Source organism: Actinoplanes solisilvae (assembly GCF_003999975.1).
GTDB lineage: Bacteria > Actinomycetota > Actinomycetes > Mycobacteriales > Micromonosporaceae > Actinoplanes > Actinoplanes solisilvae.
In genome coordinates this window covers 480,692-492,364 of record NZ_RJAC01000002.1, presented here as the reverse complement: position 1 = coordinate 492,364, position 11,673 = coordinate 480,692, and the positions used below count along the sequence as shown (strand labels likewise).

General features: G+C 69.2%; 10 protein-coding genes. 2 read left to right on the top strand and 8 right to left on the bottom strand.

All coding sequences use genetic code 11. The features are described 5' to 3' along the window. Window positions 1-28: 28 nt before the first annotated feature. The 6 genes from EER30_RS09200 to EER30_RS09180 all read right to left on the bottom strand — a co-directional run bounded on the left by EER30_RS09200 (window position 29) and on the right by EER30_RS09180 (window position 8,291). Window positions 29-1,924: a DUF2075 domain-containing protein gene (locus EER30_RS09200; RefSeq protein WP_127499903.1), complete on the bottom strand. Its 1,896-nt coding sequence runs from the start codon at window positions 1,922-1,924 to the stop codon at window positions 29-31. 119 nt (window positions 1,925-2,043) lie between these two features. Beyond that, window positions 2,044-2,412, bottom strand: coding sequence for a nucleotide pyrophosphohydrolase (locus EER30_RS09195; RefSeq protein ID WP_127499902.1), 369 nt, complete (start codon window positions 2,410-2,412; stop codon window positions 2,044-2,046). Between the two features lie 37 nt (window positions 2,413-2,449). Beyond that, a complete protein-coding gene (locus tag EER30_RS09190; protein ID WP_127499901.1) occupies window positions 2,450-2,899 on the bottom strand; it encodes a hypothetical protein in 450 nt (149 codons plus the stop codon). Between the two features lie 100 nt (window positions 2,900-2,999). Continuing rightward, a complete protein-coding gene (locus tag EER30_RS09185; RefSeq protein ID WP_205650147.1) occupies window positions 3,000-3,803 on the bottom strand; it encodes an ATP-binding cassette domain-containing protein in 804 nt (267 codons plus the stop codon). Beyond that, on the bottom strand, window positions 3,793-6,534 hold the full coding sequence (locus EER30_RS47870; RefSeq protein WP_205650146.1) for an ABC transporter permease family protein: 2,742 nt from the start codon (window positions 6,532-6,534) through the stop codon (window positions 3,793-3,795). The genes EER30_RS09185 and EER30_RS47870 overlap by 11 nt, the downstream gene beginning before the upstream one ends. Window positions 6,535-6,575: 41 nt before the next feature. Next, on the bottom strand, window positions 6,576-8,291 hold the full coding sequence (locus tag EER30_RS09180; protein WP_127499899.1) for an ABC transporter ATP-binding protein: 1,716 nt from the start codon (window positions 8,289-8,291) through the stop codon (window positions 6,576-6,578). 61 nt (window positions 8,292-8,352) lie between these two features. Here EER30_RS09180 and EER30_RS09175 point away from each other — a divergent pair, with 61 nt between their 5' ends. Beyond that, window positions 8,353-8,901, top strand: coding sequence for a TetR/AcrR family transcriptional regulator (locus tag EER30_RS09175; RefSeq protein ID WP_240669901.1), 549 nt, complete (start codon window positions 8,353-8,355; stop codon window positions 8,899-8,901). A gap of 162 nt (window positions 8,902-9,063) precedes the next feature. On the opposite strand, the gene EER30_RS09170 is transcribed toward EER30_RS09175, so the two are convergent. Further along, window positions 9,064-9,840, bottom strand: coding sequence for a polysaccharide lyase family 7 protein (locus EER30_RS09170; protein ID WP_127499897.1), 777 nt, complete (start codon window positions 9,838-9,840; stop codon window positions 9,064-9,066). A gap of 116 nt (window positions 9,841-9,956) precedes the next feature. Between EER30_RS09170 and EER30_RS09165 the strand changes: the two genes are divergently transcribed. Next, complete coding sequence (locus tag EER30_RS09165) at window positions 9,957-10,763, top strand: alpha/beta hydrolase (protein ID WP_127499896.1); 807 nt, start codon at window positions 9,957-9,959, stop codon at window positions 10,761-10,763. A 46-nt stretch (window positions 10,764-10,809) separates the two neighbouring features. On the opposite strand, the gene EER30_RS09160 is transcribed toward EER30_RS09165, so the two are convergent. Beyond that, window positions 10,810-11,598: a calcium-binding protein gene (locus EER30_RS09160; protein WP_164842263.1), complete on the bottom strand. Its 789-nt coding sequence runs from the start codon at window positions 11,596-11,598 to the stop codon at window positions 10,810-10,812. Window positions 11,599-11,673: the final 75 nt, after the last annotated feature.

The following is an 11,673-nucleotide window of genomic DNA, read 5'->3' as shown; positions in this document are numbered from 1 at the left end:
CTACGGCGGCCATGTCGTCAACGGAAGGTCACTGGTAGACCACGTCCGGGCTCTGGTCTACGCGAACGAGTTTGGACAGGAGTGCGCGGGTCTCGGCGTCGGTCGAATAGACGATGGTGCCTCGCATCCCGCGGGTCATGAGGACCTTGTACGTGTTGCGGATCAGCTGGTCCGCTTCGGCGTCGCTCACGGTTTTGCGACTTCGGAAGGCGGGATCCTTGAATGCGTCGCGGTTGGTGACGAGGCGGCCGTCGCGTGCGATTAGGTCGGGACCGACGATGACGCCGGACCACTCGTACTCGAATCCTTGTGCCGTGTAGACGCAGCCGACCTGGCCGAAACCGTTGGGGTCGGTCGCCCAGAAAGGGCTGCCCGGTGCATCACCGACGCTGCGATCGCTCTTGACGTTCCAGGGCCTTGACCAGCGGCCTACCTCGACGTCGTTGACCAGCGTGCCGTCGTTTCGGGGATCACTCCAGGGCCAGCAGTAGCCGGCGGTCATTCGCGCGTTCTGACCGATGGCTTGCTTGGCGGCGAGGAAGGCTTCCAGCTCCTCGGGGGTTTCGGCCACCCGCAGATCGAAACGGCCATCGCCGGACCATTCTGTCGGTTCGCCGTTGTCGAGACCGAGAAGGTCGAGGACCCACTGCTCGTAGGCCTCACTGCCGCCGCAGCGGAACTGGTCGTGAAGCGAGACCAGACTGACCTCAAGGTTCAGACTCTTCGCGTACGAGGTGATGATGTCGACGTTGCCGAGTTCGCCGGGCTTCACGACCTGGTGCTCGTCGAGCAAAAAGACGGGAACGCGGGCCGCGGAGAGCAGTTCCTCAAGTTGTGAACGGGCCCCGCTTCGCTGTGCGGCTCGGGTGAACCGATTGACCGACGTCTCACGAATCCGGTGTGCCTCGTCGCAGATGAGTACGTCGATGCCGTTGCGGTCGGCGGTCATGAAGCTGTTGAAGTAGAGGAACAGACTCCGCAGCCGGGTCGAGCCTTTGCCCGCGTACCGGCGCAACGTCTGGGTGAACGATTTCGAGCCGGTGGCGTGCAGCGCGGTCCGACCCTGCCGGGCCAGTTCGCCGAGCAGGCTCAAAGCGATGACGCTCTTGCCGCTGCCGGGTCCGCCCGACACCACCACGACACTCTTGTGGTCCGCGGCGCGGGACCGTTCCACTGCGTGCAAGACCAGTTCGTACGCCACGCGCTGTTCGTCCAGCAACGTGAAGTGCGAGCGTTCCTTCAGCTCGCGAGCCGCGTACGTCAAGAGGTGACGACTGGGCCGGACCGAACTTTTCAGGAAACGGTCAGCGGCCTGCGCGCCCGGCCGGTCGGGATCGAGAGCCGCCCTCAGGTAAGTGAGAAACTCGCCGCGTCTTTCCTTGGTGAAGATTCGGCTCTTCTCCGTCGCCTGGCGTTCGAAGAGCTCGGCGACGTCCCGATCCATGGCGTTGTGCAGGTAGGCCACTCCTCGCACCTGATTGGAGTGATCGGTGAGAAGGCCGAGAAAGTCGGTCAAATACTGGCAATAGTCGCCGACCTGAATGCCGGGGTGCATTCGTGGTCCAGAAGCGTGCTCGACGTCGACCAGGGTGTCGGAGTCTTCGTACCGGGTGGCGTACGACCATTGTTTCAGCTCGACAACGACGAAGGAGTCATCGCCGGTTCCGGGGTGGACACCGGCTAGGACTGCGTCGATGCGCCGACTCGTCAGGGGGAGCTGGTATTCGACCAGAACCTCGACGTGGTCGAGGCCGGCATCAGCGAGGTCCTGAGCGAGCGTGGACAGGCTACGGGACCAGGACCTTCGTTCAGCGGGGCTGACGCCGTTGCCGCTCATCCAGACCTGTTCGGCCACGCGATCAGCCAAGGTCCCCTCGGTGGCGAGGCGTAGTAGACCGGCCGCGGAGATGCGGAATGTCGACATGAACTGTTGCCCCCGGGCAGCACGAATTGATCGTGCGGATGGGAGGCATATCCAGATACAGGAAGCCTGTCGGACCGCATACGGACAACGCAGACTGTAGCGAACCAGTCATCGCGCTGCTACGAGGGCGGCGGTTGCGAATGTTCGATCTTCGAGGCTGAACCGCGGGCGGCCTCGACCGTGTAGCGGCGGCCTGAGTCCTCGAGTTTTTCGGTCGCCGCATCGATGGGGTCGAGGCCGAGTACGTCGGCCAGCCGTAGGAGGTAGATGGTGACGTCGCCGATTTCCGCGCGCACGCGGGGGCCGATTGTCGGATCGTCCATCACGGCGGCTGACTGTTCCGGGGTGAGCCACTGGAACTCGGCCAGCAGTTCGCCGACCTCGCCCGCCAACGCCATGGCCAGGTTCTTCGGCGTGTGGAACCTCTCCCATTCCCGGGCGTGTGCGAACGCCCGGATGCTCGTGGTCAGCTCTTCGATCGAGGACATGGGATCAATGTTACGAGCCGATCTTTATGGGGTCCTCTCAGACGAGTGAGTGGCGGGCCTCGACGGCCTTGACGGTGTTGGCCAGGGCCTTCGCCAGGGCGCCCTTCGCGACGGTGCCGAGGAGGAAGCCGGTCAGCTTGCCCTTGAAGTCTTTGCCCTCGCGGACGACGACGGCGTCGATGGCTGTGGTGCCGTCGGGGTTTCGGGTGAGCGTGTAGGTGTGGCCGGAGGCTCCGCCCCACAGGTTGGAGTCGACGGTCTTCATGACGACTCGGGTCGGGTCGGACCAGTCGTACCGCAGGCGCTCCCAGGCGGCGGCGGTGCCCTCGGTGACGTCGGCGGTCGTGGCGGTGCGGGCGTGCACCAGGAGGAGGTCGTCGGAGGTGGCGCTGAACAACTGGGCCCGGCCGGGGCCGAAGTCGGTCAGCGCGGCCAGGAACTGCTCGGGGGTGGCGGTGGTCGTCTCGTGAAGGTGAATCGTGGCCATGACTTGCTCCTCAGCGCTTGCTTGACTTGACGCGGAGAAGCATCGCCCGGCCGGCCCGGGGATCGAGCCGGTGACCACCCGGGTCGGGAGCCCTGGGCTGTCATGCCGGAGGGTGGAGTTCCACGTGGCCGTCGACGATGGTGACTACCACCCGGCCGTCCGGGAAGAGGGGTAGCGCCTCAACGGGGAGTTGCAAGCGGCCCAGGCCGTCGAGGCTTGCGGTACGGTCCTGGCCGGAGCCGGAGAGCACGCCGTGCCGCAAGCGCAGCACGGTGTCGGCGGTGTCGATGGCTCGGGCGTCGTGGGTGGCGAGCACGACGGCGCTGCCCTCGGTGGCCCGTGCTCGCAGCAGGCGTAGCACCAGCGTTGCCGAGTCGTCGTCCAGTTCTGCGGTTGGCTCGTCGGCTATGAGCAGGGCGGGGGCTCCTACGGCGGCTGCGGCCACGGCCAGGCGCTGCTGTTCGCCGCCGGACAATATCGCGGGACGGGCGTTGGCGCGGGATGTCAGTTCGACCTCGGCCAGCGCCGCGTCGACGTCGACTCGTACGCCGCGAAGTGACGCCATCTGGGCGATCTGGGCACGGGCGTCGAGCTGCGGGAACAGGCTGTGGGCGGGGCGTTGAGAGACCCAGCCGATCTCGCGGCGGCGCAGGGTTCGCAGTTCGCGGCGGGACAGGGTGGAGACCAGGCGGCCGCCGTGGCGCAGCTCGCCGCCGGCCGGGCGTTCCCGCAGGGCCAGAACGGCGAGCAGGGTTGACTTGCCGCTGCCGGACGGGCCGGTGATGGCGCTGATCCGGCCGCTGCTCACGGTGACGTCGACGCCGCGCAGGGCCTGGGTCGGGCCGGTGCGGGCGGCGTACAACTGGAGCAGTTCGCGGCCCTCGAGCAGGGGTTCAGTCGTCACGGTAGGCCGCCTCCTCCGACGCGGTGGATGAGGTCGAGAAGGAAGCCAGCACGGTCGCGACGACGGCCGCGGCCGCTGTGATCGCCAATCCGATCGGGGAGAGCTGGAACGTGAGGCGTGGCAACAACAGTGGTTGGTCGTCGAGCAACCGCGCGGCCAGCGGAGCGAGCAGAGCCACGCCGGCCCCGGCGCCCACGAGAGCGATCGCCGTGAGCAGCACGAACTCGACGGTTCGGGCGCGGCTGATCCGCTTACGGCCCAGACCGACGCGGGCCAGCATGAGATCGGCGGGACGGCGCAGCACCGTCGTCCGTTGTGCATAGACACACAGCGTCAGGATCGCCAGCAACGCCAGGTAGCCGGCAATCGCGACCTGATAGCCGCGCGCCCGGCTCGTGGCCACGTACGCCCCGTCCTGTCGCAGGGTGTCGGCGGTGTTGACGCGTTCCGGTTGCACACCGCGCGGGAGAAGGACGGCCTGGACGCCGTCGAAGCCGGCCGAGCTCCACAGATAGGCGTTCGTGAAGACTTGGTTGCGCTGCTGGTTGCGGGGGCGCAGGCGGGGGTCCTCGTGGGAGAGCTTGCCGAGCGCCGGGTCGGCCGCGACGACGTACATCGGTCGTCCCCGCATGCCGGGGAAGGCGGGCACCCGTGCGGCGACCTGCATGTACTGATCGGAGAAGCCGACCTGCATACGGATCGTGTCGACGCCCTCCGAGGCGGGGTCACCCACCGCGATCACCCGTGGCCGGCCCCCATCGTCGGCCGGTTCGGCGGTCAGGTCCGCTACGGCCCGGCGCGCCGCGGCCAGATCGGGGCCACGGCCCCACATCGCGACGGAAGCGAACGACGACGGGTCGATGACCAGCAGATCCTTCTGATCGTCGTCGAGCAGCGTGCGCACGTCGGTCCGCCACACGACCGTGTTTCCCGAGGGCAAAGGCGGCACGCGTACGCCGGGCACGGGCTGGTCGGTGTACGGCCGGAACGGGTCCTCGGGCGGGACGAGCACCGCGGCGTCGTCGAGCTGCCACGATCCTTCGAGTACGCCGACACCCTCCGCGCCCGCGGCCACAGCGACACGGTCGTCGGCCGACATCGCGGTCGTCTGCACGGCGGAGAGCGCGAACAGCAGCATCCCCAGGCCGGCGGTGACCACGACGACGGTCAGCCGCCGCTCCGTGCCGCCCGATCCGAGACGTCGCCGGGCCAGCCACAACACGGGCGAGGACGACATCCGGCCGCCCGCGAGCAGGCCGGGCAACCACCCGGCGACCGCGCCCACGGCGGCGAGAACCAGCAGCGGCACGAGCAGGTCGATGCCTCCGGCCGGGCCGCCCGCTCCGATCAGGCTCGCGGCGGCGATCAACGCGGCGATCACCAGCATCGAACCCCACGGCAGCAGCCGCCGAGTGGTGGTGGGCGTCGCGGGTCGCACAAGCCTCGCCGTCGCTGCGGTGCCGATCACGGCGACCGCGAGCAGGCCGGCCAGCGCCGCGACGACCGCTCCGGACGCGGAGGTGGAGAGCGACTCCTCGATCGTCCCCGGCGGTCCGAGACGGGTCACGAGCTGCCAGGCGACGAGCCAGCCCAGCGCGGCCCCGATGACGGCCGGCAGCAGGAATTCGAGCAGCCACAAGCCACCCACGCGCAGCGGCGACAGCCCCACGGCGACGGCGTGGCGCAGTTCTCGCGAACGGCGCCGCGCTGACAGCAGGCCGACGGCGGCCACCGAGGCGAGGCCGACCGCGACGGCCGCCCATTCGACGGGCTGCGTGCGGTGGCGTACGGCATCGGTGGTGGCCTGGGCCGTTGCGACGATGCGGCCGATGCCCGTCGCGAAGCGCAGCGCGGCCGGACTGTCTTCGAGGGCGGGCTGGTTCTGTGCGTAGCGTTGGCGCAGCAGTTCGACGTCGCTGGCAGTGCGTCGCGCCTCGGCCAGCGTCGCGCCCGGGTCCAGCGCCGACTCCACCGACCAGAAGATGCGATCATCCACTGCCGCCGCGAGCCGTTCGACCGTCGCGACGTCACCGATCAACAGGTGCGCCGGCAGGGTCTCGAACTCGGTGTCGCCCGGCGTGTCCCCGCTGCGCAAAGCCCACTTCCGGCGGTCCGGCAGGTCGGCCGGAAGACGCCCACCGGCATCGACGGCATAGATTCCCCGTACGGTCGTCGGGGTCGTATTGGGCTTGCCTCGGGCACCCTGGCGAAGGGTGAGCTGAAGCTGGTCCCCGGGCTTGACGGCGAGTGCGGCGGCCAACGGTTGCGGCAGCCACAGCCCTTCCCCGCCCGCCGCGTCGACCACCACCAACTCGGACTCCGGCGACTCGACCGCGAAGAGCCGCCCCCGTTCCAGCCGGCCGCCCGCTCCGGCCCAGAACCCCCAGAACTGGGGTGCGGCCAGCTCGGCGCCGAGCGAACCGCCGGTCAGGTCGGGCTCGGTCAGCCCCGGCACCGACCCGAGATCGGCCAGGACCGGCTTCTGGTCGATGCTGCGGGGCCCGATGTCGGCCGACACCCGCACCACGGCCGCGTCGTTCTGCCGGGCGGTCGCCGGGATGGCGTCGCGCTGCACCTGGAACGCGGCGTTGTCGGAGGCCTCGGCGAACATCGGCCCGGCCGACCCCGCCGCGGCCAGCACGAGGAACGCGGCCACGATCAGTACCGACCACGACCGCTGCCGCAGCCCACCGAGCACCGCGACCGCGGTGAGCCGGTCGCCGAGCGCCATGGGCCTCCTTCACGGCCGCGGGGAGGCCTACGACCAAGAAGTTACGGCACCGCGGGGGTCATCGGAACGGCTATGCGCAAGGCCTCTACCAGGCCGCGGTAGAGGTCGTCGGAGGCGAGGAGGGACTCGTGGGTGCCGATCGCGCGGACGTGGCCGTTGTCGAGGACGATGATGCGGTCGGCCTCGATCACTGTGGACAACCTGTGGGCAATGGTCACGACGGCTGAGGTCGAGGCCTTCTCCCGTACGCAGTCTTGCAGCGCGGCCTCCGTCAAGGCGTCCACCTGGGCGGTCGCCTCGTCGAGCAGCAGCACGGCGGGGGTGCGTACGAGGGCTCGGGCCAACGCTATCCGCTGACGCTCGCCACCGGAGAGCTCGGCGCCGGACAGCGGGGTGTCGAGGCCCAGCGGCAGGGAGGCGACCTTGTCGGCCAGGCGCACCCGCTCGATCACCGACGTGAGCTCCTCCTCGGTGGCGTCGGGGCGGCTGAACAGGACGTTCTCGCGAATGGTGCCCGGGACGACGGGCGCTTCCTGTTCCACGTACGCCAGTTCGGCCCGGATCTCGCTGTGAGTGAGCGACTGATAGGGCCGGCCGTGCAGGTAGATCTCGCCCCGCTGCGGGTCGAGGAAGCGCAGCAGCAGTGAGAACAGCGACGTCTTACCGGCTCCGGACGGGCCGACGATGGCCGTGTGCCCACGCGACGGAATCTGGATGGTCACGTCGTCGAGGGCGGGCCGGGCGTCCTCGGAGTAGCGCAGGGTGACGTTGCGGAGGGCCAGCACAGGTCCGTCGACGCGAGAGCCGGGCTGAGGATCGGACGTCTCCTCCTTCATGGCGTAGACCTCGCTGATGCGCCGGGCGGCGGCGATGCCCGACTGGAGCGCCGTCACGTTCTGGGTCAGCTCGCCGATCGGGCCCATCAGCTGGAACGCGTAGAGCAGGAACGCGATCAGGCTGCTGACCTCGAGCAGGCCGGCGTCGGCGCGCCACGCCCCGACGCCCAGCACCGCGATCACGGCGAACGAGACGCCGCTCCACGAGACCGTCCAGACCCACGCGGCCCGGCGTGCGGCCTTCACGTTGAACGAGGCGGCCCGGCGCGCGTCCTTCTCGACGCGGGTGCCCTGCCGCTCCTCGGCCCGGCTCGCCTTCACCGTACGCATCGCCCGCAGCGTGCCCTCGAGCTCGCCGCCCAGGGCGCCGACCGCGTCCTGCGCGGCCTTCTGCGACTTCGAGATCGTGGGCAGCAGCACGGCCATGACCACGCCCACGACCGTGACGGCGGCCAGGGTGCAGAGCAGCAGCACCAGGTCGAGCGTGCCCATCAGCACCAGGGTCGCGACGAAGGCCAGCGACGCGTTGATCAGGCCGACGATGCTGGACGAGGCCGCGTGCAGCAGGCCGGGGTCGGCCGTGACCCGGGTGACCAGCTCGCCGGTCGGTCGGCCGGTCAGCTCGGCCAGCCGGGCGCGGAAGTAGCGCTGGATCACCGAGACGCGGGCGTCGAGGACGACCTGTTCGGCGAGGGTGCCCAGCAGGATCCACTGCCAGAGGCCGATGACCGCGCCGACCACCACGAGCACGAGCAGCAGGCTGATCGGGCCGGCCAGGGCGTCGCCGGTACCGAGCGTGTCGATGATCCGCTTGGTGGCGAGCGGGGCGGCCAGGTTGGCGGCGTTCGAGATCAGGCCTAGAACCAGACCGAGGGCGAGCACCGGCCAGTGCGGGCGAAGGAGACTCAGCAGAATCCGCATGATTCGTAGTGGAACACAGTTGTTCCATCGCGGGCAATGCCAATTCCTTTATAGTGTGGCCGTGACGTCAGGAGTGAAGAACCGCACGCGGCAGGCGATCATCGATGCCGCGATCGACCTGCTGGCCGGAAACCCGGCCTGCTCGCTGGGCGACATCGCCGCCGCGGCCCAGGTCGGGCGGACCACGCTGCACCGCTACTTCGCCGAGCGCGCCGACCTGCTCGCGGCGGTCGGCGCCGAGGGCGGCGAGCGTCTCGTGCGCGCGGCGACCCTGGCCGATCTCGAGCGCGGAACCGGCGCCGAGGCCCTGCTGCGGCTCTGCCGGGAGTACTTCGACCTTGGCTCGCTGCTCTCGCTCATGTTCAGCGGCCAGGGCGGCGAATGCTGGGACTCCCAGGACGAGCAATTCCTCGTACGGGTCATCGAGCGCGGTCACAACGACGGCTCCATCGACCCGCAGTTGCCGGCCGACTGGGTGCTGAGCCTGCTCTGGTCCCAGCTCTACGCCGCGTGGGCCTACCTCGGCGAACGCAAGGACTCGTCGCGCCACCAGGTGCTCGACCTGCTGACCCGCACGCTCGCGAACGCGCTGGCCCCCGGCCGGTCGTGATCACGACCGGCCGGGGGCGTCGAGCACGAGGTCGAGGCCGCGATCGAAGAGCTCGTCGTCGGTCCTCAAGGCGGCGACGATGAGGCCGACGCGGTGCGCGAGTGGGAGGTGCCGTTCTTCCTTGAGGACCGACCCTGGCAGCGAGCCGACTACATCGTACGGTCAGGCGTGGTTGACGGTGAGGCTGTAGAACTTCACCTTGGCCCCGTTGGTGGTGCTCTCCGACGATGACTGGTTGTACGAGCCGGCCTTGAAATACTGCCTGTAGGGGTTGAACGACGACGGGATCGTGTAGGTGGTGCGGCTGCCGTTCACGGTCAGCGTGGCGCGGTTGCCCGAGACGTTGATGACGTAGGTCCAGCGCTGCCCGAGCGGCACGCTGCCCACCTTGTAGAGCGTCTGCCCGTCGGTCGGGCTGCGCTGCTGGCCGAGGTAGATGTCGCCGTTGGGCCGGTAGTAGAGCTCGAGCAGCGGCTTCGTCGACGTGCCACCGGTTCCGAGCTTCACCTGGCCGACCGCCACGTTCTTGGTCACCGAGACGATCCGCAGGTCGGCGCTGAGCGTGTGGTTGCCGGCGAGCGGCCAGTCGGCGGCCGAGCCGTTGGCGTTCATCTCGCGCAGCTCGGAACGGGCATACTTCGAGTTCGGCGTGGTCACGCCCTTCTCCGGCGCCCAGAAGGTCATCGAGCCGTCGTTCTTGTCGGTCCAGAAATACGCCGGGTTGCTGTAGCCGTTGGCGCCCTTGAGCCGCGACGGCGGGATCGTCTCGGGGCTGCCGGGCGAGCCGATCGGCAGCTGCAGGCTCCAGACCGAGAGGTTGAAGTTGCCGCCGGGGGCGACGGTCGGGTCGAGGGCGGCGGCCGACGCGTTGGTGATACCGAGGGCGCTCAACGCGCCGACGACGACGGCCGGCACGACGATGGCGAGCAGCTTGCGCATGGGGGATACCTCGCTGCCAGTTCGAAGGGGATTGGCAAGACTCCTAACAATAAAGACAGTTATCTATGCGTTGTCAATGGGCCACGGCGGCCGGCGAGATGGCGTACGAATTAGGCATGGAGTTTTCGGGAGTCGCGGCCGGCGTTCCGTACGTCGTCTCGCCGCCCGCGGGCGGCGCCCGGTCCGATGCGCCGGTCGTCGTCGGCTACCACCTGCTCGACGCGCCCCGCACGGAGGTCGCCTTCGCCGCGGCTCTGCCGCTGGACGGCCTCGACGCCTGGCGGGTCTACCTCGGCCTGCCGATGAGCGGCTCCCGTCTGCCCGAGACCGACATCTGGCAGCTCGTTCTCGAGGACGCTGTGCTCAACGTGCACCGCCACGTGGTGCTCGGCGCCCTCGACGAGTTCCCGGCCGCGTTCGCGGCGATCCGCGAGCGGTTCGAGATCGACGCCGACGTGCCGATCGGGCTGCTCGGCGGCTCGATGGGTGCCGCCGCGGCCCAGCTCGTGGCGGCCGAGGGGCGGCCCGTCGCGCGCGTCGCCGTGCTGGTCAACCCGGTCGTCCGGCTGCGTGACTCGATCAACGCGATCGCCGCCGCCCACGACGCGAAGTATCACTGGACCCCGCCGTCGAACCAGATCGCGGCCCGCCTCGACTTCCTCGCTCGGGCGGCCGACCTCGACGGGGTCGCGCTTCGCTACATCACTGGCGCCTCGGACTCGTACGACGGATTCATCGGACCGGTCGAGAAAATCGTCGCTGAACTCGCCGGCCGTGGTGCGACCGTTGACCACCAGGTCGTGCCGGACATGGCGCACGCCCTGGCCGACGAGCCCGGCATCGAAGCAGCCCCGCAGACTCCCCAGGCCCGCGAGGTCGACCGCCTGGCCGTCGAGTGGTTCCGCCGCGAATTCTCCTCCTGACACGCCAATGCCCCCACCCGACCGGGTGGGGGCATTCGGCGTCGGATTACCAGCCGTGGCGGATCGTGTCCTTGCCCGGACCGCCGGAGATCTGGTCGCGGCCGGGGCCACCGGCGAGGACGTCGTTGCCCGCGTTGCCCCACATCCGGTCGTTGCCGGCGTCGCCGCCGACGTGGTCGTTGCCGGTGCCGCCGTGCAGCCAGTCGCCGCCGTCGGGGACGTCGCCGTCGAACACGCTGCCCATCACCCAGTCGTTGCCGCTGTCGCCGAACACGTTGTCGCGGCCCGAGCCACCCAGGAGCGTGTCGTTGCCGGAGCCGCCCCGGATCCAGTCGTTGCCGGTGTCCCCGTGCAGTTCGTCGCGGCCGCCGTTGCCGTGGATGGTGTCGTTGCCGCTGCCACCGTAGACGGTTTCGACGCCTGAGCCGCCGTACACCCGGTCGTTGCCCGACCCGGCGTCGACGACCATCGGGAGCGACGACTTGTTGACGACCTTGTCGTTCTTGTTGCCGAGGCGGACCTGGACCTGTCCCGGCACACCCACCGTCGTGCATCGAACCTTTGTACGGTCGCCCTTGATCGCCTTGCAGCCCTTGCCGGCCTTGATGGCAACCCGGTCGTTCAGCGTGATCGTCTGGCCGGAAACCGTGATGGTCAGCGAGTTCGTCTGCCCCGAAGCGGCGGAGAACTCGACGACACTGCCCCTTTGTCCGGTGACCTGCGCCTTGGCCGACGTCGCGGCCTGGGCCGGCGAGGCGAACAGAATCGCCGCGCCCGACATCGCGACCGCCGCCGCACCGATCGCCGCCAACGCCTTTCGGTTGAACAGATACATCGAAAATCCCCCGTCGTCATTCCCGTTTCGCTGAGAAAATCCTATGAGGACCTCTCGCGAAATGATCTCCCGGTT

Coding starts and splice junctions, on each gene's coding strand:
- EER30_RS09200 (WP_127499903.1), bottom strand. CDS start 1,924: ATGTCGACATTCCGCATCTCCGCGGCCGGTCTACTACGCCTCGCCACC.
- EER30_RS09195 (WP_127499902.1), bottom strand. CDS start 2,412: ATGTCCTCGATCGAAGAGCTGACCACGAGCATCCGGGCGTTCGCACAC.
- EER30_RS09190 (WP_127499901.1), bottom strand. CDS start 2,899: ATGGCCACGATTCACCTTCACGAGACGACCACCGCCACCCCCGAGCAG.
- EER30_RS47870 (WP_205650146.1), bottom strand. CDS start 6,534: ATGGCGCTCGGCGACCGGCTCACCGCGGTCGCGGTGCTCGGTGGGCTG.
- EER30_RS09180 (WP_127499899.1), bottom strand. CDS start 8,291: ATGCGGATTCTGCTGAGTCTCCTTCGCCCGCACTGGCCGGTGCTCGCC.
- EER30_RS09170 (WP_127499897.1), bottom strand. CDS start 9,840: ATGCGCAAGCTGCTCGCCATCGTCGTGCCGGCCGTCGTCGTCGGCGCG.
- EER30_RS09165 (WP_127499896.1), top strand. CDS start 9,957: ATGGAGTTTTCGGGAGTCGCGGCCGGCGTTCCGTACGTCGTCTCGCCG.
- EER30_RS09160 (WP_164842263.1), bottom strand. CDS start 11,598: ATGTATCTGTTCAACCGAAAGGCGTTGGCGGCGATCGGTGCGGCGGCG.